Raw genomic sequence first — 21,638 nt, forward strand, 5'->3', positions numbered from 1 at the left:
GGTTTACGCCGTTGCCTCCCCAGGGGTCTACAGCGCGCCCACTTCCTTGTAGTAGCGTTCGGCGCCAGGGTGCAGGGCTATCGGCAGGTTCTTCGCGGCGTTTTTCAGGGAAATGTCTTTCGCCGCCGAATGGGACGTGCCCAGGCGATTGAGGTTGTCGAAGAGCAGCTTGGTCATCTGATAAGCCACTTCGTCCGGCACATCCTCGCGGGTCACCAGGATATTGGTGATGGCTACGGTGGGCACGGCGTCAGTTTGTCCGTCGTACGTGTTGGCCGGGATTTGCGCGCTCAAATAGGCCGGGTTACCGATTTTTGCCACGACATCGGTGGGAATCGATACGTAGTTCAATGGCATGGTCGACGCCAGGTCACGAATCGCGGCCATGCCCAGGCCGGAAGATTGCAGCGTGGCATCCAACTGGCGGTTCTTGATCAGATCCACCGACTCGGCGAATGGCAGGTATTGCACCTTCATATCGCTGTAGGTCAGGCCCGCGGCCTTGAAGATTGCCCGGGCGTTGAGCTCGGTGCCAGATTTCGCTGCGCCGACCGAAACGGTCTTGCCCTTGAGATCGGCCAGGGTCTTGATGCCCGATTCCTGGCTGGCGACGATTTGTATGTAGTTGGGGTAGGCGCCAGCGATGGCCCGCAGCTTGGTCAAGGGCGCCTTGAAGCCGGCGTCTTCCACCCCATTCTTGGCGTCCGCCACCGAGTCGCCCAAGGCAAATGCCAACTCCCCGCGTCCGGCTTGCAGCAGGTTCAGGTTTTCCACCGAAGCCTTGGTGGCCTGGACCGACGTCTTGGAATCCTTGATGCCACTGCTGTAGATCTGCGAGAGCCCGACGCCAATCGGGTAATACACCCCGCTGGTGCCTCCGGTCAGAATGTTGATGTACGCTGGCGCAGCATAGGCCGTGGTCGTGACCATCACGGCTGCGGCGGCGGCCAGGGAAATGAAGCGTTTGCTGATTGGCATGGCGACTCTCCGTCTTGTTATGGCTTTTGCAGAGTCTTTCCACTGTAGTCGAAACGGGCCTGATGGCGAGTCGACAACTGCGATGTGCCTGATCAGGCCATGCTGGAGCCTGGCGCTGCGCTGCTGCCGCGTACGGTCAGCTCGAACGGCAGGAGCACGTGCCGCTGGGCGATGGATCTTTTCTCGATCAGGGCGATGAGCATTTCTACGGCTTTGTGACCAAAGGTTTCAGCCGGCTGGGAAATGGTGGTCAGCGGCGGATCGCAATAGGCGGCAAACGGGATGTCATCAAAACCCACCAGGGAGATGTCCGCGGGCACCCGCAGGCCCATCTGCTTGATGCGCTTGAGCGCGCCGATGGCCATTTCGTCGTTCTCGCAGAACAGCGCGCTGGGACGCTCGGCCTGGGCGAGCATGGCGCTGGCGCCGTCGAAGCCGGCCTTGAGGGTGAAGTCGCCGTGGCAGATCAGCTCGGGGACGATGGCGATGCCGGCGTCTTGCAAGGCGTCCTGGTAACCGGCCACGCGATCGAGGGTCAACGGGCTGCTGCGAGGGCCCTTGATGATGCCGATGCGTCGGTGGCCGAGGCCGATAAGGTGCTCGGTCATGGCGCGGGCGGCGCTGCGGTTGTCCAGGCTGATGGTCGGGTAGGGCGCGTCCTTGACCACTTCGCAGGCATTGACCAGCGGCAACGCGTCGGCGCCGGGCGGCAATGAAACAAAGGGGTCGCTGGCGCGCAATTGAATCACCCCGTCGGCCTGGTGGGCGTAGACCAGCGCGGCGAATTCCTGCTCGATGGCTTCGCGGCCCTGGGTATCGCACAGCAGCAGTCGATAGCCGGCCGCTTGCGCCGCCTGTTGGGCACCGCTGATGACCCGGGCGAAAAAGGTATTGGCGATCGCCGGCACCAGGATCACCAGATTGCCGGTACGGCGGGAACGGAACTGCACCGCCATCAGGTTCGGTCGATAACCGGCCTGTGCCACCGCGGCGTTGACCTTGTCGCGGGTTTCCGGCAACACGCGTTCAGGCGACTTCAGCGTCCTCGACACCGTGGCCACGGAAACACCGGCCAGCCGGGCCACTTCACGGATATTCGACAAGATCACCTCGATTCGGCGCCTGGAGACGCAGGCATGGCCGCGAGCTTACCTCAGGTTCGAAGCCTGACAAATGCTCATCGGCATCTTCCAGGATTTGACACGAAGCTAAACCAGGCCTAGATTTCCGCTCATGATGTAACCGGTTACATCATCAGTCCGGACAAAAGAGAATCGCGATGAAACCTGTAGCACCAAAAATAAGAATGGGCTTCGTCGGCGGTGGGGAGGGCGCGTTCATCGGCCAGGCCCATCGTCAGGCCGCGGGCCTGGACGGTGGTTTCGAGTTGGTGTGCGGCGCGTTCAGCCGCGACCCGCAGAATAACCGGCAGACCGGAGAAGCCCTGGGGCTGGCCGCGTCCCGCTGTTATCACGACTGGCAGCAAATGCTCGACGCCGAGGCGCTGCTGCCGCTGGACCAGCGCATGGAACTGCTGGTGATTGTCACCCCCAATCATCTCCACGCGCCCATTTCCCGCCAGGCGCTGGCGGCGGGTTTCCATGTGTTCAGCGAGAAGCCCGCGGCACTGAACCTCAAGGAATTGCTCGCGCTCAGGGACGTGCTGCAGGGCAGCCGCTGTCTCTACGGCCTGGCCCACACCTATCTTGGCTACCCGATGGTCTGGCAGGCCCGGGAGATGGTGCGTTCGGGCGTGATCGGCCAGGTGCGCAAAGTGTTCGTCGAATACCCTCAGGGCTGGCTCAGCCAGGACGTCGCCGCGCAAGGCAACAAACAGGCCGAGTGGCGCGACGATCCGGCACAGTCAGGGTTGGGCGGCTGTATTGGTGACATTGGCACCCATGCCTTTTCCCTGGCGGAGTTCGTCGCCGACCTACCGATCCAACAGCTTTGCGCCACGCTGGGCACGCATGTCGCCGGTCGGCAACTGGATGACGACGTAGCGATGTTGTTCCAGATGCAACGCGGCGCCAGCGGCGTGTTGTTGGCCAGCCAGGTCTGCACCGGCGAAGAGAACCCGCTGAAAATCCGCGTCTACGGCGACAAAGGCGCCCTGGAGTGGCGCCAGGAACAACCATCGAGCCTGATCCATCGCGCTTTCGATCAACCCCTGCGCATCCTGCGTAGCGGGGTTGGCCAGCCGTGGTTGTGCGAGGCCGCGACGCGCCGCATGCGTCTGCCCGCCGGGCATCCCGAGGGTTATCTGGAAGCGATGGCCAACCTCTACGGCGATTTCGCCCGGGCCATTCGCGAACGCGTCGAAGGCCCCGATGTGCCTGGCGTACCCGGCATCGAAATCGGCTTGCGCGGCATGGCGTTCATCGAGGCCGCCATCATCAATCACCGTGGCGAGGCGAAATGGACCACGCTAAAAACCGGAGAATCGCAACTGTGAGCACCCCCGACGTAACACCGAGCGGCCTGCGCGGGCCAGCGATTTTCCTGGCGCAGTTCATGTCCGATGAAGCGCCGTTCGACACCCTGGCCGATATTGCTCGATGGGCCGCGTCGCAGGGCTACAAGGCGATTCAACTGCCGACCCTCGGCACGCGTTACATCGACCTGGCCCGGGCCGCCGAGAGCCAGGATTATTGCGATGAGCTCAAGGCCGTCTGCGCATCGGCCGGCGTCGAGATCAGCGAGTTGTCGACGCACCTGCAAGGGCAGTTGGTGGCGGTGCACCCGGCATTCGACGCGCTGTTCGACGACTTCGCCCCGGCCCACTTGCGCGGCCAGCCTGAGGCGCGCACCGAGTGGGCCATCGAGCAACTGAAACTCGCCGCCCGTGCCAGCCAGCGCCTGGGCCTCAAGGCCCACGCGACGTTTTCCGGTGCGTTGCTGTGGCCTTATATGTACCCGTGGCCGCAACGTCCGTCCGGCCTGGTCGAGCAAGGGTTCGCCGAACTGGCCCGGCGCTGGTTGCCGATCCTCGACTGTTTCAACGCGGCCGGCGTCGACCTGTGCTACGAGATCCACCCCGGCGAAGACCTCCACGACGGCGCCTCGTTCGAGCGCTTCCTGGAAGCCGTCGATTACCATCCACGGGCGGCGATTCTCTACGACCCCAGCCACATGTTGCTGCAACAGATGGACTACCTGGGCTTCATCGATCGCTACCACGACCGCATCCGCATGTTCCACGTCAAGGACGCCGAATTTGGCCCCGATGCCCGCTCCGGTGTCTATGGCGGCTACCAGGGTTGGGTTGATCGCCCCGGCCGGTTCCGTTCCCTGGGCGATGGGCAGATCGATTTCAAGGCGATCTTCAGCAAGCTGACCCAGTACGGCTTCGACGGCTGGGCGGTGCTGGAATGGGAATGCTGCCTGAAGGATTCGCAGCAGGGCGCGGCCGAAGGCGCGGCGTTCATCCAGCGGCACATGATCAGCAAGACCGCCAAGGCGTTCGATGATTTTGCCGGTGTCACGGCGGATGAAGCGTCCAATCGGCGGTTGCTGGGGTTGCCCCCGGAGCAATGACCCCGTGGCGAGGGAGCTTGCTCCCGCTGGGTGGCGAAGCCGCCCCATAACATTGTTCCAGCCGGACCGCGTCGCCTGGTTTTTGCGACTGCTGCGCAGCCGAGCGGGAGCAAGCTCCCTCGCCACAAGAGCCATCCACAAGAGCAGAGCCACAAGAGCAGGGCCATAAAAGCAGGGCACGGCTTTGTTTCAACAAGAACAACAATAAACGGTGACTACCATGACCACGATGAATGCACGCCTGAGCGTGATGATGTTCCTGCAGTTCTTTATCTGGGGCGGCTGGTTCGTCACCCTTGGCACGTTCCTGTCCACTACGCTGAGTGCCAGCGGCGGGCAGATCGGCATGGCCTTCGCCACCCAATCCTGGGGCGCGATCATCGCGCCGTTCGTCATCGGCCTGATTGCCGACCGCTACTTCAACGCCGAGCGCATCCTGGCGGTGCTGCACCTGGTGGGCGCGGTGTTGTTGTATCAGCTTTACTCGGCGGTGGATTTCAACGCGTTCTATCCGTACGTGCTGGCCTACATGGTGATCTACATGCCGACCCTGGCCCTGGTCAATTCCGTGGCATTCCGGCAGATGCGTGATCCGGCGCTGGAGTTCTCGCGTATCCGCGTCTGGGGTACGGTCGGCTGGATCGTCGCCGGCGTGGTGATCAGTTTTGTCTTTGCCTGGGACTCACGCGAGGCGATCTCGGCGGGCGGCCTGCGCAATACGTTCCTCATGGCGGCCATCGCCTCGCTGCTCCTTGGGCTCTTCAGCTTCACGCTGCCGGGCACCGCGCCGCTCAAGGCGCAGGCGAGCGCTGGCGCCGTCAAGCAGTCGCTGGGGCTCGATGCGTTAGGCCTGCTCAAGGACCGCAGCTACCTGGTGTTTTTCATCGCCTCGATCCTGATCTGCATCCCGTTGGCGTTCTACTACCAGAACGCCAACCCGTTCCTGGCGGAAACCGGCATGACCAACCCGACGGCGAAAATGGCTATCGGGCAGGTGTACGAAGTGCTGTTCATGCTGCTGTTGCCGCTGTTCATCCAGCGCTTCGGTATCAAGCTGGCGCTGTTGGTGGGCATGCTGGCGTGGGCGTTGCGCTACGTGCTGTTCGCCTACGGCGACAACGGCGGGCTGGCGTTCATGCTGTTCACCGGCATTGCGCTGCACGGCATCTGCTACGACTTCTTTTTTGTCTCGGGGCAGATCTACACGGACGCCAAGGCGCCCGCGCACCTGCGCAGCTCGGCCCAGGGGCTGATCACCCTGGCGACGTACGGAGTGGGCATGTTGATCGGGTTCTGGGTGGCGGGGCAGGTGACCGACCACTTTGTGGTGGAAGGCGGCCACGACTGGAAAAGCATCTGGCTGTTCCCGGCCGGTTTTGCCGTGGTGGTATTTGTCTGCTTCCTGCTGACCTTCAGTGGCCGGCAAGCGGTCGTGGCGCGGTCCAAGGCTTGAGCGAGCGTGGGAAGAACGCCAGTCACTTGTGGCTGGCGCTCAGTTTGGTGTAGGTCACTTTTCCGCCTTCACTGGTGCTGCCCTTGTTATCCAAGGTGTAGACGCCGGCCTTGAAGTAGAAATCGTAGCCTTGCCAGGACTTGTCCAGTTTCACCTGGGTGCCATTGTTGCCGATCAGCACCGACAGCTGGCCTTGCTTGTCCATTTGCAGCGTGTACGAGAACGATTTGTTCAACGGCACCTTGGGCACGGTCATGATCACCGGGCTTTTTTTGTCCTTGGGCTTGAAGCGATATTCCACATCGATATTGCCGACGCCTTTTTCGTAGCGGTAAACCAGTTTCAACAACGGCGTCGGCGCCTCCTTGGCGTGAATCTGCGCCACTACCACACGGCCTTCCGAAGGCACCTGGTTCACCGACAATTCACCCTTGAGAGTGTTGGTGCCGCTGTTGTAGCGCCAGTTGCGATGTTTCCCGTCTTTGCTGGTTTCCCGCAGTTCGGAACGCGGGTAATCGCTGTTACCGGTATGTGAGCCGGTGACAGGCGCCCAGAAGATGATCCTCTGGCCGTTATTGTCGAAATACTTGTTGTTCAAACTCGGCATGGCTTTGGTCGCCACGACCTGCGCGGGCGTTTGCACCGGCAGGGTAACGCTCCAGACAGTCACGTCAATCATGATGAAATCCTCCAACGGGACCGGCCGTATCTGGCGGTCGTCAAGACAATGAATTGCCTTCCGTGGCGTAGTTTTCATGCTATCGACGGGAGTCTGTTTCGCTGGAGGCCCAACTGACGGATGGCTCTGCGATGAGCCTCTCGGGCCCGAAATTGGGGGGAGATGACGTTGTGTCTTTTTGTTGCTGATCGGTTAGAGTACGCGCCGCCCGAGAGACGGATCCCGGGCGTTTTCCCATGGAGCATCAAATGAAACAATTCAGCAAAGTTGTCGCCTGCGCACTGTTCGGCCTGGTCCTGGCGGGTTGCACCGGCACCCCGATGAAAACCCAGCAATACGACAGCAGCCAATACACCGTGGTTGGCCACAGTGAAGCCAAGGCCACCGGCCTGCTGCTGTTCGGCGTGATCCCGATCCGCCAGAACAACCGTTTCGTGCGCGCCCAGACCGCCGCGATCAAGGCCAAGGGCGGCGACGCCATGATCAACACCCAAGTCCAGGAAAACTGGTTCTGGGCCTGGGTCCTGACCGGCTACACCACTTCGGTGTCCGGTGATGTGGTCAAGCTGAAGAACGTTCAGTAAGTCCGACCAGGTAAGTCCGCCCGTGGCGAGGGAGCAAGCTCCCTCGCCACAAAAGCTGGTTCATTTCCAGGTTACTTTCCTCCCACCACCATGTGACTGAAAGGCTCGACATACGCCTGCAACGTCACCAGCCCGCCCACCAGAATCGCCAGCACCACCGAGTGGAAAAACACGTAGCGCAGGATTTCCCCTTCGTGGCCGTACCAGCGGGTCGCGGTGGAGGCGACTACGATCGATTGGGCGTCGACCATCTTGCCCATCACCCCGCCGGAACTGTTGGCGGCGGCCATCAACACCGGGCTGATTCCCAACTGCTCTGCCGTGACCCGTTGCAAACCGCCGAACAGCACGTTGGACGCCGTGTCCGAACCGGTCAGCGCCACGCCGAGCCAGCCCAGCAGCGTGCCGAACATCGGGTAGAAGATGCCCGTCGCGGCAAACGCCAGGCCCATGGTCGCGTCCAGGCCCGAATAACGGGTGAGAAAGCCCAACGCCAACATGGCGACAATGGTGATCAGCGAATAGCGCACCACCCACAGCGTTCGCAGGTATTGGCGCGCCAGTTGCGGGATCGAATAGCCCATCAGCAAGCCGCCGAGAATAGCCGCCAGGAAGATGCCGCTGCCGGTGGCGGTGAACCAGTTGAACTTGTAGACCGCTTCCTCGGTTTTCGGCTGGGGCACCACCGGCGGGACCTTTTCGATCTGCTGGTGGATGGTGCCGAAGGTCAACAGCGGCGAGAAGATCGGATTCGCCTCGCGCATTGGCTTGCCCTGGGGATCGAGCCTGGCCGATTGGGTCTGCGGGTCGATGGCCGGGCGGGTGTCGAACAGATTCTTGAAGCCCTGGGTGCCCCAGGCAAACACGAAGACCGTGAGGATGATCCACGGCATCCACGCCCGCAGCACGGCGGGGCGGTTGTCGCTGGCGAAGGCGCCGCTGGCCACCGGCGTCTGTTGCTCGCTGGGGTCGATCTTCGAATCATCGTGCCGGCCTGACAACGCCGCCGAGGTATGCACCGTGGTCGGTTTCCAGACCTTGAGGAAACCGGTCAGGCAGGCCATGGAAATCAGCGCGGCAATCACGTCCACCAGCATCGGGCCGTGGTAGTTCGATACCAGGAACTGCGGGATGGCGAAGCTGACGCCGGCCACCAGGATCGCCGGCCAGACTTCGAGCATCTTGCGCCAACCGGCGAACGCCCAGATCAGCCAGAACGGCACGATCACCGAGAAAAACGGCAACTGCCGGCCGACCATCATCGACAGCTCCATTTCATCCAGCCCGGTGACCTTGGCGAGCGTGATGATCGGCGTACCCAGCGCGCCGAACGCCACTGGCGCAGTGTTGGCGATCAGCGCCAGGCCCGAGGCGGCGAGCGGCGAAAAGCCCAGCCCGATGAGGATCGCCCCGGTCACCGCCACTGGCGTGCCGAAGCCCGCCGCGCCCTCGAAGAAGGCACCGAAACAGAAGGCGATCAGCAGCAATTGCAGACGCCGATCGTCGGTGATGCGCGCCAGGGAATCCTGCAGGACCTTGAACGAACCGTTCTCGGTGGTCAGCCTGTGCAGGAAGATGATGTTGAGCACGATCCAGCCGATGGGCAGCAGGCCGTTGGCCGCACCATAAAGGGCCGCCGAACCGGCCATGTCGGCGGGCATGCCGAAGGCGAAAATTGCGATGAGCAGCGCCGAGGCCAGGGCGTACAACGCCGCCAGGTGCGCCTTGACATGAAAGAACGCCAGGGCCGCCAGCATCACCACCACCGGAACCGCCGCCAACAGCGTCGACAGCACCGCATTACCGAAGGGATCGTAGACTTGTTGCCAGACCATGTTCCACCTCTGCTTTTTATTGTTGGAAGTGCAGGCCCCGGGGGGATTGGCAGAGAAGTATAGGCGGGGATTTGGTAAGCGATTGCCTGCCAACCCCCCGTGGCGAGGGAGCTTGCTCCCGCTGGGTGGCGAAACCGCCCCAAAAATTTCTGCCCTGGCAAAAAAGCTTGGGCCTGCTGCGCAGGCCAGCGGGAGCAAGCTCCCTCGCCACAGGGGGAACTGTGCAACGGCAGCTAGCGGGCTTCGACGTTATCCAGCGCGCGGTTCGCCAGCAGCCCGCTCAGCTCGATCAGTTGCTGGATGCCCAGCTTTAACAACCCCGTGGCGAGGGAGCTTGCTCCCGCTGGGTGGCGAAGCCGCCCCAAAAATTTCTGTCTTGGCAAAAAGCTTGGGCCTGCTGCGCAGGCCAGCGGGAGCAAGCTCCCTCGCCACAGGGAGCTGTGCAACGGCGGCTAGCGGGCCTCGACGTTATCCAGCGCGCGGTTCGCCAGCAGCCCGCTCAGCTCGATCAGTTGCTGGATGCCCAGCTTTAACAACCCCGTGGCGAGGGAGCTTGCTCCCGCTGGGTGGCGAAGCCGTCCCAAAAATTTCTGCCCTGGCAGAAAAGCTTGGGCCTGCTGCGCAGGCCAGCGGGAGCAAGCTCCCTCGCCACGAGAGTGATTCGTAAGACCGTGCGCTCAGCCCTTCGCCGCCATCGCCGTCACTTCCACTTTCATGCCTTCCACCGCCAGCGCCGCCACGCCCACCGCGGCGCGCACCGGCCAGGGCCTGGCGAAGAAGCGTTTGTAGACTTCATTGAAAGCCGCGCGATCGGCTATGTCGGTCAGGTAGATGGTCAAGTGCAACACGCGGTCCATGGAGCTGCCGGCGCGTTCGAGGGCGCTCTTGAGCGCCTGCAACGTGCATTCGCTCTGCGCCGTGATGTCGCCCAGCTCCAGGCTGCCGTCCGCGCGGGTCGGGATCTGGGTGGAAACCAGCAAGCCGCCGAAACCGGCGACGTCGGAGGAGATGGAGTCTGCGTCCGGGTCGGGGGTGAACGTGATGTCTTGGTTCGCCATGGAAGTCTCGTGCTCGAAAAGAAAGGAGGCCAGTCGCGTCAAAACGACTGGCCTGCCAGTTTAGCGCCGATCTTCAGGCTGTCAGCCACTTCCTCCGGTTCGAGCCGACGTCACCGTCGGCCCTGGACCATTCGCTTGGCGGTCAGCACGTGCTCCAGTTGCGGTTCGGCGACCGCTACGTGGGCGGCCATGTCGCGGGCCTGTTCCCAATCCAGCTCCGGGCGCAACCATTCGAGGGCGTTCTCGCCGGTGAAGGCCAGCAGTCGCTGCTGTTGATTGACCATATCGCCGTAGGTCACCAGGGCCAGCCCGTCACAGCCGTTGGGCGTTTCACTGGCCTGGGCCAGGGCGGCAAGAAAGATCGGTGAGGATTGCCGCGACGTCGTATAGCTCAGGCGCTTGGACTGGGTGTGCGCGCCAGTCTCCGTGGCGGCTTCGTACCAGCCATCCACCGCCACCAGGACGCGACCGTCGCGCTTGATCCGGTCGAACACCTTGGAGCGCATCACCAGGTGCAAGGGCAGGTGGGTCAGCGGCGGCATCGTGCCCATCGACCACACGGGCGACCACCCCCAGCGCACCTTGATGCACTCCAGGCGCCCGCCACGGTTGCGTATGGCGCTGACCTGCATGTTCGGCTTGATCACGCTTTGTCGCTCATGCAGCGCGGGCTCCGCCGCGGCGTGAAGGCTGTCGGCGGACCAGCTTGATGAGTTGGCACCGAAGGGGTCGCGCTGGGCGAAAAACGCCAGGGAATCCTTGGAAGAAACGGGCTGAACGAAACATTCACACATCGCGAAAACTCCAGGCAGATATTGACTACAACCCGCCGTTGAAGCCGCAAAGAACCAGTCGTCTTCAGTCGGTTGCGGCGGTGTTATGTAGCTCCGAGCCGGCGCGCCAAAGCTTGGTTCGAAAATCCTTATCGTCACCGGATGAGCGGAAAATCAAGCGGCATTTCATCCACTTATGCGACCGCTCATCGTCTGCACGGAGAGCCGCGCAATTTCCCAAGGTCGTTCGTTTTGTCCCCGCTGCTGTTGCATCGACGGCGTATCGCGAGGCCTCTGATGAAGGAGAAATGACCCATGACCAAAATCGACAACCTGCTGGATAACAAAGGGACGCCGCTGGACAAGCAGACGTTTACCTGGCGTGACCTGGCCGGCAAACCCATCAGCAAACTGGATGACGATGCGTTCACCCGAGTGCGGGTGATCCTGATGAACGGCGTCGAATCCGACGCGCTGCGCCTCAAGCATTTCGGCGCGCGTTTCCACAAGGAATTGCAACTGCCCCTGGCCCAGGTAAGGCGCGCCGAGCAGCATCAGATGACCGCGATAAACTGGCTGCTGTCGGCTGATCATTCGCCGCTTGAAACCACCGTGGCCTACGAACAGGTCGCCATCGAAGTGACTGCCGCCGTTGCCCAGAACGAGCCCGACCCTTATCAGGCGCAGACCTATCGTTTCGGCCTGCTGGAAGATTTCGACCACCTCTATCGTTACTCGGCCATGCTTGATCGGTTGGAAGGCAAAGACGCCAACAACATCCTGCAAGGCTATACGGACATCGTGCCCGGCCGGCCCACTAGCGAGCACCACCGCGCCCCCGGCGATGACCTGCGCGACAACTACAAGAAGGAGAACGCCGCGCTGATCACCAAGATCCATGCGGCGCTGATCACCGGTGCGGAATACCAGACCCACGATTACTACATGAACATCGGCCCGCTGTTTGCCGACCCGGTGGCGCGCGCGTTGTATGCCGAAATCGCCTCGGTGGAAGAGCAGCATGTCACCCAATATGGCTCGTTGCAGGACCCCAGCGAAACCTTCATGGAGAAGTGGCTGGTGCATGAAGCGATGGAGGTCTACACCTACGCCAGTTGCGCCGAGCAGGAAGAAAACCCACGGATCAAGGCGATGTGGGAACGCTTCGTCGACTACGAGCTGGGGCACTTGAACCTGGCTTGCGAATTGTTCAAGAAGTACGAGCGACGCGACCCCGCCGAGGTGCTCAGCGGCCAGTTGCCGCGCATGATCGAGTTCAAGAGCCAGCGTGATTTTGTCCGTGAAACGCTGTCCCGCGAAGTGGACCTGCGCGCCCACGGCATCGACTACGTGCCCAAGGAACGCGAAGGCCACGCCTCCCTCGACTACCGCGCCCAGCTCAACAGCGAAGGCGTGCCTGCCAACATCGTTTCCGCCGGCTACACCTTCAAGCCCGGCACCGAACTCAACCCAGTGGGAGAACAGCAATGAGCGAACGCCAAGTCACCATCGGCATGAATCGTACCGGCGTCCAGATGTCTCCCGAAGACACCGCTCGCCAACTGGAAGCCACCCGTCTGTTTCCGGCGGATGTGCCGGGCGACGTGAGCGAATTTACCGCCGAGCGCGAGCGTGCCATTCGCGAGGCCGACCTGATCGGCTCGGTACCGGCACCGGGTTCGGTCAAAGGCGTGGTCAAGACCGCATTGGACAAAACCATCGGCAAGGCGCCGGAAGTGCTGCTGGACAAGCTCGGCGAACGCCTGGCCTTCGAGCGCACCGGCGTGCGCCTGTATGAGGCGATGGTCGCCAAGGCCACAGCCGCGCCCGGGGCCGATCCGGCGTTGGTGGAGACCTTGCGGCAGATCCAGGCCGAGGAGCTTGAGCACATGAACATCGTGTGCGAAGCCATCGAAACCCTTGGCGGCGACCCGACCGCGATGACGCCATGCGCGGACGTGGCGGGAGTCAAGGCGATGGGCGTGCTGCAAGTATTGACCGACCCACGCACCACCGTTTCCCAGTCGATGAGCGCGATCCTGACCATCGAGTTGGAAGATAACGCTGCCTGGGAATTGCTGATCGAGCTGGCGAAGAAGGGCGGTCACCCGCTGATCGCCAAGCGCTTCGGCCATGCCCTGGAGCAGGAGGAAACGCACTTGGCCACGGTGCGCGACTTCATCAGGCAAGACCTGCTCGCGCAAGTGAGTTGAGGCTTGTTTCACTGCGGGCTCCACCCTGCTTTTTTCCGGGGCGGAGCCCTTGGCTCGAACTTTTGAAGGACACCCGCCCGTGAGTGAAACCGACCTTGAGATGGAATTGAAAGCCTGGCGGCTGTTGCTGGAAGACGATGCATATCGCCTGGACTTTCCCGAAGATTATTACGACACGTTGATCCGGCGCGCGGATGAACTGGTGTTGCATGAATTGATCAGTCTGGAGGATTGGCAATTGCTCAAGGACGCAGCGGACCAGGCCTACCAACTGACGGTGGAAATGCTGGCGCGCAATCAGCGCGATTGTCTGAATGTTCAGGGGATGCGCTTGCCTCGGGCTTGATTTTCGTTGCGCCGTCAAACCCATGTGGGAGCGAGCCTGCTCGCGAAGGCGGCGGCACAGGCGATGAAGGTGTTGGATGTACCGGCCTCTTCGCGAGCAGGCTCGCTCCCACATTGGATCTACGGCGGACGCCAAATCTCGGGCACTCCGCAAAACCCATGTGGGAGCAACTGTCTTGGATGATTTATTTAGCCATCGTTTCCAGGGACAGCAAGACTCCCACAGCTCCAGGCCATGCAAAATCTGAGGGGATCTCCGTGATCGCACTTTAGGCGACAAGGCCCTTCCACTCAGAACCATCCCGGATCATTGCGTTTAGACGTACCAGCAAGACACGCATGCATGCGATGAGCGCAACCTTGGCGCATTTACCTTTCTCGCGAAGCGCCTTATACCGGGCATTGAAGTCAGGCTGATACCTGATCACTGACCAGCAGGCCATGTACAAAGCGCGCCTAGCGGCGAACCTACCTCCGCTGATGTAGCGTTTGCCTTTGTGCGTGCCGCTATCGTCGTTGTAGGGGGCGATGCCTGCCAATGCTGCGATCTGATGCCGGCCAACCTCGCCGAGCTCAGGAAGATAGGCCATTACACTGGCCGCCGTAACCAGACCGATCCCCTTAACCGAACGCAGATGAGTAACTTTTTCACGGTCCAGGCTTTCAGCGCTTTGACGGATCAATTTTTCTATCAACTTAACGGCTTCACACAGATAGTCGATATGACTCTGCAACGCGGGTTTGACTGCCTCAGACGACGCTGTCTTAAGCCTGCGCTTGTCGTCATCTCTCTGCTGAACAAAGTTTTCCCGTTGCTGGACCAGTGCGCGCAAGTCGTCCTGTTCGACACTTGTGATCCGGCTGTTAGCAGATTTGATAACCGCTGCAAATTGCGCCAGGAGGCGCGCATCTATCGGGTCGGTTTTAGCTTGTTGTCCCATTGCCTTGGCAAAGCTTTTGGCTCGGCACGGGTTGATCCGAATGACCTCAAACCCTGCTGCCTGAAGCGCTTTCATGACGTTTCGTTCGTAACCGCCTGTGGCTTCCAGCAACACGCGACCGACCTGATGGAGCAGCAGCCAACTAATTAATCCAGGAAAATCACCCTCGGCGTTAGGGCAACTCACCCCGACATCTAACAGATCAACCTGCACCTGAAGACTGTCTTTTGAAACATCAATACCCGCTGGATAGGAAAACATAGCCAAACCCTCTTACACTCAAGGTGAGAGCGCTCTGGCTTGGCCCACGCTTGTAACTGTTCGAGGTGGGCTCGTTCAACTGTTCGGGCTCAATGACCAGAGTGGAGAGGTGAGTGGCAGCATGGGCTCCCACACGTGCTTTAAGCACTTCGGGCGTTCAGCTTGCCACCCACCGCTCTCACCCTCAGTCTAATCGCGGTGCAAGACACAAGCGGGCTTGCCCGCGAAGGCGGCGGCACAGGCGATGAAGATGTTGGATGTACCGGCCTCTTCGCGAGCAGGCTCGCTCCCACATAACTATCCAGCGATCATCCCTGCTCGATACTCCGCAAAACCACCTCCCGCGGTTCGACCCGAGGAAAATTCAGGCGCTGCCAGCGCCAGGCATCCTCCAACATCCGCTCAAGCCCATGACGTGCAGTCCAGCCCAACTGCTCGGCTGCCTTGCCCGGATCCGCCCAGCATCGTGCAATGTCTCCCGGACGACGCGCTTCAAAAGCCAGCGGCACGGTCGCACCGGTCGCCCGCTCGAAAGCACTGACCACTTCCAGCACCGAATAACCACGCCCGGTGCCCAGGTTCCAGACGTGCACACCCGTCTGTTCGCGCAGGAATGCCAGAGCCTGCAAGTGCCCCTCGGCCAGATCCACCACATGCACATAATCCCTGATCCCGGTGCCATCCGGCGTCGGGTAGTCGGAGCCGAAAATCCGCAGCACCTCGCGCTCGCCGTTGGCCACCTGCAACAGGTATGGCAAAAGGTTGTTGGGAGTCTGCGTCGGCGTCTCTCCCAGCAGGCCTGAACAATGCGCGCCGATCGGATTGAAGTAGCGCAGCAAGCCGATCGACCAGCGGGCGTCGGAGGCGGCGGTGCTGCGCATGACGTGTTCGGCCATCAGTTTCGACTGGCCGTACGGGTTGGTCGGCTGCCCGGTCGGGCAGGTCTCGGCGATGGGCATCTGGGCGCAATCGCCATAGACCGTCGCCGATGAACTGAACACCAGGTTGAACACGCCGGCTTCGGCCATCGCCTGGCACAGCGTGACGCTGCCGCTGACGTTCGTGTCGAAATACCTCAGCGGCTCACGCACGCTTTCACCCACGGCCTTGAGCCCGGCGCAATGAACGACGGCCTCGATGGGGTACTCCCTGAAGACCTTGTCCAGTGCGCGACGGCTTCTCACGTCGGCATGGACAAAAACCGGCTCCCGCCCCGTCACGTCCGATATGCGCTGCACGGTTGCCCGGGAGCTGTTGCAAAGGTTGTCGAGGATCACCACCTCGTCGCCGCGGTTCATCAACTCGACCGCCACATGGGCGCCGATATAACCCGCACCACCTGTCACCAGAATCATCATTCAGTCCCCCTCGATTATCCCTGTCCTGGTGTCTCTTGGACGAGACACTCGGCGTTGTCCGGCGGTCTCTTTCGGCAGTGGTGCGCGTTGGAGACATCAGCCTGTTCTGTTGAGTGTGGTGGCGGGTTCCAGGAGTTCAGAGCAGTTGACTGACCGGTGTGTGCACTTGGTCGGCTGGCTGGAAGAAGATTTGGAACGGCATCGGAACCGGCTTTCTCAAACGTCCACAAGGCCAGGCGTGAGAGGAGTTACCAGGTCTTGTTTGCCAGGCGCGGCAGCGCCGGATCGCGGTAGGCCCAGCATCGATCTACAAACATCGATCTTCAGACATCGATCTTGAGAAAAGGAACGTCACATGAATCAACAAGAACATCTTCATCCCGATCACAGCGCCGCGCCCGCCACGAGCTTGCGACCTACGCTGTTGTGCCTGTCGCACCTGCGCTGGGGCTTTGTCTATCAGCGGCCGCAGCACGTGATGTCGCGATTGGCCAGGGATTACGACGTACTGTTTTTCGAAGAACCGATATTCGAAGGCCGGCAGTCCGCGCATCTGGAAAGCTATGCAGTGGCGGAGGGCGTGACAGTGCTGGTGCCAAGGCTCCCCGAGGGGTTGGATGAAGCCCAGGTGGTCGCCACCCAGCGCGAATTGCTCGATGCCTGGCTGGCAGAGCACTGGCCGAGTGAGTTGATGCTCTGGTACCTCACGCCCATGAGCCTGGCCTTCACCGATCACCTGGAGGCCAATGTGGTGATTTTCGATTGCATGGACGAGCTCTCGGCCTTCAAGTTCGCGCCGCCCGCGTTGGTGGAGATGGAGCGGCGGTTGATGGCCAAGGCCGATGTGGTGTTCACCGGCGGATACAGCCTCTGGGAGGCCAAGCGCGAGCATCACGACAACGTCCACGCCATGCCCAGCAGCGTTGATATCACGCACTTTGCCGCGGCCAGGCAGCCGATTCCCGACCCGGCGGACCAGGCCGATATCGGTCATCCGCGCCTGGGTTTCTTCGGCGTTATCGATGAGCGTTTCGATATCGAGCTGGTACGTGAACTGGCAACGCAGCGGCCGGACTGGCACATCGTGTTGATCGGGCCGGTGGTGAAGATCGATCCGCAGACGTTGCCGCGCCTGGCGAATATTCACTACCTGGGCGCCAAGCAATATGAAGAGCTGCCGGCGTACCTGGCGGGTTGGGACGTGGCGTTGATGCCATTCGCGTTGAACGAATCCACTCGCTTCATCAGCCCCACCAAGACGCCTGAATACCTGGCGGGCGGATGCCCGGTGGTGTCCACGCCGATCCGCGATGTGGTCAATGGCTACGGTGAGAGTGGTGTGGTCGCGATTGCCGATTCGCCCCAGGGATTCATCGACGCGATCCAGGCGGCGCTGGACCTGCGGACCCAGCCAGGAGTGGTTGCGCAGTACGCCGACAAAGCGCTGGACGGCATGTCCTGGGACAAGACCTGCGCGCAGATGAAGGAGCAGATCGAATGCCAACGATAACCCTCGATTCCCTTGATAACTCCCAGGGCGGCGCGCCGTACGACTACCTGATCGTCGGCGCCGGTTTCGCCGGCAGCGTGCTGGCCGAGCGGCTGGCCGAAGGGTTGGGCAAGCGCGTGCTGCTGGTCGATCGTCGCGATCACATCGGCGGCAATGCATACGACCATTTGGACGAGGCGGGCGTGCTGGTCCATCGCTACGGGCCGCACATCTTCCACACCAATGCCCAGCGCATTGTCGATTACCTGTCGCGGTTCACCGAATGGCGCCCGTACGAGCATCGAGTGCTGGCTCAGGTGGATGAGCATCGGGTGCCGATTCCCATCAACCTGACGACGCTCAACACGCTGTTCGGCTTGTCCATGGATGAAACGCAGGCCGAGGCCTTCCTGGCGCAGCGGGCGGAGCCGGTCGAGTCGATCCGGACTTCGGAGGACGTGGTCATCAACCAGATCGGCCGCGAGCTGTATGAGAAATTCTTTCGTGGCTACACCCGCAAGCAGTGGGGCCTGGACCCTTCGCAGCTGGACAAGTCGGTGACCTCGCGGGTGCCGACACGGACCAATACCGATGATCGGTATTTCACCGACGAGTTCCAGATGATGCCGCTGCACGGCTATACACGGATGTTCGAGCGCATGCTCGCCCATCCGAACATCGATATCTTGCTGGCGACCGATTTCAAAGAGGTTCGCCAGCGCATCCCCTATCGGGAACTGGTCTATTGCGGGCCGATCGATGAGTACTTCGACTACTGCTTCGGCCATCTGCCGTATCGCTCGTTGCGCTTTCAGCATGAAACGCTGGATGCGCCGCAGTTCCAGCCGGTGGCAGTGGTCAACTATCCGGACGAGCGCGTGCCCTATACGCGAATCACCGAGTACAAGCACCTCACCGGGCAGGAGCACCCGCGCACCAGCATCAGCTACGAGTTCCCCTGCGCCGATGGCGACCCTTACTACCCGGTTCCGCGCCCGGAAAACGCCGAGCTGTACAAACGCTACAAGGCCCTGGCCGACGAAACACCCGGGGTGACTTTTCTCGGTCGGCTCGGCACCTACAAGTACTACAACATGGATCAGGTGGTCGGTCAGGCGCTGGCGCTGTATCAGCGCATCGCCGAGGGCGAAGGGGTCGTGGCGAGGGCTCACGAGGTCGAGCCGGGTTGATCCCGGCTTCATCCAGACACTGGGAGACAGCAGCGTGCAGGAGAGGATCTTCAACAGTTTCGTGATGGCCGGCTACGAGTGTTCCACCCATCGCCGTGCCGATGGACGTCGGCTGGATATGCTCGCCGCGACTCGCCATGACCGCTGGGCCGAGCAGGATTACAGCCGGCTCGCCGACCTGGGCATTCGCTGCGCCAGGGATGGCTTGCGTTGGCATCTGATCGAACAGCAGCCGGGTCGTTATGACTGGAGCAGTTTCCTGCCGATGCTGCGCGCCGCCCAGCGCTGCGATGTGCAAGTGGTGTGGGACCTGTGCCATTACGGCTACCCCGACGATCTGGACATCTGGCGGCCGGCCTTCGTCGAACGGTTTGCTCGCTTCTCCGGTGCCGTCGCGCGGCTGATGCGCGAGGAGGGGATCGAGACCGCGTTCTACTCGCCGATCAACGAGATCTCTTTCTGGAGCTGGGCCGGCGGCGACGTCGGCTACTTCAACCCCACCGCCCGACAACGGGGCATGGAGCTCAAGCACCAGTTGGTGCGCGCAAGTATCGCGGCGATCGAGGCGATTCGCGAGGTAACGCCCGCCGCGCGATTTGTCCAGTGCGACCCACTGATCAACGTGCGGTCCTTATCGCGGCGGGCCGAAGATATAGAGGCCGCCGAGGCGTATCGGCTGTCCCAGTTCGAGGCATGGGACCTGCTCACCGGCAGAAGCTGGCCGGGGTTGGGCGGGCGCGAGGAGTACCTGGATATTGTCGGCGTCAATTTCTATCCGCATAACCAGTGGTTCCTGCACGGCAATCGGATCGAGCCGGGCAGCGCGGATTATCGCCCGTTGGTGGGCATGCTCAGCGAAGTCCACCAGCGTTATCGAAGGCCGCTTCTGCTCTCTGAAACGGGCGCCGAAGATACCGCTCGGGTGCCCTGGCTGCACTACATCGGCGAGCAGTTGGCGCTGGCGATGGAGCGCGGCATTCCGACGGTGGGCATGTGCTGGTACCCGTTTCTCGACTACCCGGGTTGGGACGATGATCGCTACTGTCCCACTGGCGTGTTTGGCTACGCCGACAACGAGGGCAGCCGCGCATCTTTCCATCCACTGACGCTGGCAATGAAGGCCCTGCAGGCGCGGTTCGCCTCGTCCGTTGCCACGGTGCAGATGCCATGAACAGCCATCAGTCGCATGGCGCGCCGTTGCCGAATACCGCCATCGCGTTTTTGTGGCGATACGTCACCCTCAGGCCGTGGCATTTCGCGACGTTGTTTGTGCTGATTGTCGGTGCCGCAAGTTGCGCCGTGGCGGTGCAGTTCGGCATGAAGCTGCTGGTCGACGCGATGGCCCAGGGCAGGGAGGCGGCCGGGCATGTGTGGCTGCCGTTCACCGTGTTCATCGCGCTGATTGTGGTGGAAAACCTGTTCTGGCGTTCGGGCGGCTACCTGGGCTGCCGGACGGTGGTCGCCAGTTGCGCGGACCTGCGGATCGACCTGTTCAATCACCTGACCGGACACCCGATGCGCTATTTCTCCGAGCATTTCGCCGGAGCCCTGGCCAACCGGATCTCCTCGGCGGGCGCGGCAGCGGGTTCCATCTACGGTGGCCTGGCCTGGAAGATTATTCCCCCTTGCGTGGATTTCATCGGTGCGGTGGTGGTGCTGTTTACCGTGCGGCTTTCCATGGGGTTAGCCTTAATCGGCGCGGTGATTGTGGTGGCTTCGCTGATCACCGTGATGGGGCTGCGCGGCCGCAGTCGGCATATCGATTTCGCTTCCCAGGCCGCACGCGTCGGTGGCGAGTTGGTGGACCAGGTCTCCAACGTCTGGACGATCAAGGCATTCTCCGCCCGACACCGCGAGCGGCGCCGGCTCGAACAGGCGATCGGCGTCGAGGCCAAGGCCCAGCGCCGCAGCTGGATCTACCTGGAAAAAGCCCGGGTCTTGCACGACATCTGCCTGTCGATCATGGCCGGCGGCATGCTCGGCTGGTCGATCCTGCTGTGGCAGGGCGGGCAGATCACCCCGGGCGATGTGGTGATGGTCAGCGCGTTGTCGTTTCGCATCCTGCATGGCTCCCGCGACTTGGCGCTGGCCCTGGTGGACACTTCGCAGCAGATGGGCGTGATTGCCGAGACGTTGCGCATCATCGTCCAGCCACACGCACTCAGCGACACCCCGGCGGAACTGGAACCTGGGCGCGGCAATATCCGTTTCATCGACGTCAGCTACAGCTATTCCGACGGGCGCGGCGCGATCAGGCATCTGTCCCTGGACATTCCGGCCGGCCAGAAAGTCGGCATCGTCGGGCCGTCGGGCGCGGGCAAGTCGACATTGGTCAGTCTGGTCCAGCGCCTGGACGATGTGCGCAGCGGGGTGATCCTGATCGATGGCCGCGACGTGCGCTCGGTCAGTCAGGACAGCCTGCGCAGCCAGATCGCCGTGGTGCCTCAGGAGCCGGCGCTGTTCAATCGGACCATCTACGAAAACATCGCCTATGGCCAGCCCGATGCCACCGAGGCACAAGTCATCGACGCGGCCCGCCATGCCTATTGCGAAGAATTCATCCGCGACCTGCCGGAAGGCTTCAACACGTTGGTGGGCGAGCGCGGCGTGATGCTCTCGGGCGGCCAACGCCAGCGCCTCGGGCTGGCGCGGGCGTTCCTCAAGAACGCACCGATCCTGATCCTCGACGAAGCCACCTCGGCACTGGATTCGGAATCCGAAGCCAAGGTGCAAATGGCCCTGGACGACCTGATGCGCGGTCGCACCGTGCTGGCAGTGGCGCACCGGCTGTCGACGGTCGCGCGGTTCGACCGGATTTTGGTCTTGCAGGGCGGAAGAATCATCGAAGACGGCTCACCCGATGAACTGCGCCAGCGTGAAGGGCCGTTCCAGACCCTGTGGCAGGCGCAGGGGTTGGAGTTGGGCAAGCGTTAGTTGCCGATAT

19 protein-coding genes and 2 pseudogenes are annotated in these 21,638 nt (G+C 61.9%); 11 read left to right on the forward strand and 10 right to left on the reverse strand.

Annotation, left to right across the window (positions count from 1 at the left end; translation table 11 throughout):
• Positions 1 to 27 precede the first annotated feature (27 nt).
• Positions 28 to 978 carry a TAXI family TRAP transporter solute-binding subunit gene (locus tag J3P97_RS10090; protein WP_434568986.1) on the reverse strand — a complete coding sequence of 317 codons (951 nt, stop codon included), beginning with the start codon at positions 976 to 978 and terminating at the stop codon, positions 28 to 30.
• 92 nt (positions 979 to 1,070) lie between these two features.
• Positions 1,071 to 2,081 carry a LacI family DNA-binding transcriptional regulator gene (locus J3P97_RS10095; RefSeq protein WP_434674040.1) on the reverse strand — a complete coding sequence of 337 codons (1,011 nt, stop codon included), beginning with the start codon at positions 2,079 to 2,081 and terminating at the stop codon, positions 1,071 to 1,073.
• Between the two features lie 176 nt (positions 2,082 to 2,257).
• On the opposite strand from J3P97_RS10095, the gene J3P97_RS10100 reads away from it, so the two are divergent.
• From J3P97_RS10100 to J3P97_RS10110, 3 genes are all read left to right on the forward strand, one after another.
• Entirely contained in the window at positions 2,258 to 3,433 is a 1,176-nt protein-coding gene (locus J3P97_RS10100) for a Gfo/Idh/MocA family protein (RefSeq protein ID WP_434674041.1), read from the forward strand.
• A 59-nt stretch (positions 3,434 to 3,492) separates the two neighbouring features.
• Entirely contained in the window at positions 3,493 to 4,515 is a 1,023-nt protein-coding gene (locus J3P97_RS10105; RefSeq protein ID WP_434674531.1) for a sugar phosphate isomerase/epimerase family protein, read from the forward strand.
• 220 nt (positions 4,516 to 4,735) lie between these two features.
• The gene (locus J3P97_RS10110; protein ID WP_434674042.1) at positions 4,736 to 5,968 is read left to right on the forward strand and encodes a nucleoside permease; all 1,233 of its coding nucleotides are present in this window, start codon (positions 4,736 to 4,738) and stop codon (positions 5,966 to 5,968) included.
• A 22-nt stretch (positions 5,969 to 5,990) separates the two neighbouring features.
• On the opposite strand, the gene J3P97_RS10115 is transcribed toward J3P97_RS10110, so the two are convergent.
• Positions 5,991 to 6,647: a polysaccharide lyase family 7 protein gene (locus tag J3P97_RS10115; RefSeq protein WP_434568982.1), complete on the reverse strand. Its 657-nt coding sequence runs from the start codon at positions 6,645 to 6,647 to the stop codon at positions 5,991 to 5,993.
• Between the two features lie 248 nt (positions 6,648 to 6,895).
• On the opposite strand from J3P97_RS10115, the gene J3P97_RS10120 reads away from it, so the two are divergent.
• The gene (locus J3P97_RS10120) at positions 6,896 to 7,231 is read left to right on the forward strand and encodes a hypothetical protein (protein ID WP_434568981.1); all 336 of its coding nucleotides are present in this window, start codon (positions 6,896 to 6,898) and stop codon (positions 7,229 to 7,231) included.
• Positions 7,232 to 7,302: 71 nt separating this feature from the next.
• Here J3P97_RS10120 and J3P97_RS10125 read toward each other — a convergent pair whose 3' ends face one another.
• The 5 genes and pseudogenes from J3P97_RS10125 to J3P97_RS10145 form a co-directional block, all read right to left on the reverse strand.
• On the reverse strand, positions 7,303 to 9,066 hold the full coding sequence (locus tag J3P97_RS10125) for an L-lactate permease (RefSeq protein ID WP_434674043.1): 1,764 nt from the start codon (positions 9,064 to 9,066) through the stop codon (positions 7,303 to 7,305).
• Positions 9,067 to 9,299: 233 nt separating this feature from the next.
• A pseudogene (locus J3P97_RS10130) lies at positions 9,300 to 9,374 on the reverse strand (DUF6124 family protein); the annotation flags it as partial.
• A gap of 144 nt (positions 9,375 to 9,518) precedes the next feature.
• A pseudogene (locus J3P97_RS10135) lies at positions 9,519 to 9,593 on the reverse strand (DUF6124 family protein); the annotation flags it as partial.
• A gap of 150 nt (positions 9,594 to 9,743) precedes the next feature.
• A complete protein-coding gene (locus J3P97_RS10140) occupies positions 9,744 to 10,124 on the reverse strand; it encodes a RidA family protein (RefSeq protein WP_434674044.1) in 381 nt (126 codons plus the stop codon).
• Between the two features lie 110 nt (positions 10,125 to 10,234).
• Positions 10,235 to 10,918, reverse strand: a complete 684-nt coding sequence (locus J3P97_RS10145; protein ID WP_434674045.1) for an SOS response-associated peptidase family protein — start codon at positions 10,916 to 10,918, stop codon at positions 10,235 to 10,237.
• Positions 10,919 to 11,212: 294 nt separating this feature from the next.
• Here J3P97_RS10145 and J3P97_RS10150 point away from each other — a divergent pair, with 294 nt between their 5' ends.
• The 3 genes from J3P97_RS10150 to J3P97_RS10160 all read left to right on the forward strand — a co-directional run bounded on the left by J3P97_RS10150 (position 11,213) and on the right by J3P97_RS10160 (position 13,456).
• The gene (locus J3P97_RS10150) at positions 11,213 to 12,388 is read left to right on the forward strand and encodes a hypothetical protein (protein WP_434603800.1); all 1,176 of its coding nucleotides are present in this window, start codon (positions 11,213 to 11,215) and stop codon (positions 12,386 to 12,388) included.
• A complete protein-coding gene (locus J3P97_RS10155) occupies positions 12,385 to 13,110 on the forward strand; it encodes a ferritin-like domain-containing protein (RefSeq protein ID WP_434674046.1) in 726 nt (241 codons plus the stop codon). The genes J3P97_RS10150 and J3P97_RS10155 overlap by 4 nt, the downstream gene beginning before the upstream one ends.
• Before the next feature lie 79 nt (positions 13,111 to 13,189).
• A complete protein-coding gene (locus tag J3P97_RS10160; RefSeq protein ID WP_434568975.1) occupies positions 13,190 to 13,456 on the forward strand; it encodes a hypothetical protein in 267 nt (88 codons plus the stop codon).
• A gap of 268 nt (positions 13,457 to 13,724) precedes the next feature.
• On the opposite strand, the gene J3P97_RS10165 is transcribed toward J3P97_RS10160, so the two are convergent.
• Both J3P97_RS10165 and galE read right to left on the reverse strand, forming a co-directional pair.
• A complete protein-coding gene (locus J3P97_RS10165) occupies positions 13,725 to 14,657 on the reverse strand; it encodes an IS110 family transposase (protein WP_434673817.1) in 933 nt (310 codons plus the stop codon).
• 308 nt (positions 14,658 to 14,965) lie between these two features.
• The gene (gene galE / locus J3P97_RS10170; RefSeq protein WP_434674532.1) at positions 14,966 to 16,012 is read right to left on the reverse strand and encodes a UDP-glucose 4-epimerase GalE; all 1,047 of its coding nucleotides are present in this window, start codon (positions 16,010 to 16,012) and stop codon (positions 14,966 to 14,968) included.
• 358 nt (positions 16,013 to 16,370) lie between these two features.
• On the opposite strand from galE, the gene J3P97_RS10175 reads away from it, so the two are divergent.
• The 4 genes from J3P97_RS10175 to J3P97_RS10190 all read left to right on the forward strand — a co-directional run bounded on the left by J3P97_RS10175 (position 16,371) and on the right by J3P97_RS10190 (position 21,628).
• The gene (locus tag J3P97_RS10175; protein WP_434674047.1) at positions 16,371 to 17,525 is read left to right on the forward strand and encodes a glycosyltransferase family 1 protein; all 1,155 of its coding nucleotides are present in this window, start codon (positions 16,371 to 16,373) and stop codon (positions 17,523 to 17,525) included.
• The gene (gene glf, locus J3P97_RS10180) at positions 17,513 to 18,694 is read left to right on the forward strand and encodes a UDP-galactopyranose mutase (RefSeq protein ID WP_434674048.1); all 1,182 of its coding nucleotides are present in this window, start codon (positions 17,513 to 17,515) and stop codon (positions 18,692 to 18,694) included. Before J3P97_RS10175 ends, glf begins: the two co-directional genes overlap by 13 nt.
• Before the next feature lie 64 nt (positions 18,695 to 18,758).
• Positions 18,759 to 19,865 carry a beta-glucosidase gene (locus J3P97_RS10185; RefSeq protein WP_434605061.1) on the forward strand — a complete coding sequence of 369 codons (1,107 nt, stop codon included), beginning with the start codon at positions 18,759 to 18,761 and terminating at the stop codon, positions 19,863 to 19,865.
• On the forward strand, positions 19,862 to 21,628 hold the full coding sequence (locus tag J3P97_RS10190; protein ID WP_434674049.1) for an ABC transporter ATP-binding protein: 1,767 nt from the start codon (positions 19,862 to 19,864) through the stop codon (positions 21,626 to 21,628). Before J3P97_RS10185 ends, J3P97_RS10190 begins: the two co-directional genes overlap by 4 nt.
• Positions 21,629 to 21,638 lie beyond the last annotated feature (10 nt).

The sequence above is a fragment of the Pseudomonas sp. R1-15 genome (genome assembly GCF_051132085.1).
In the GTDB taxonomy this organism is placed as follows: Bacteria; Pseudomonadota; Gammaproteobacteria; order Pseudomonadales; family Pseudomonadaceae; genus Aquipseudomonas.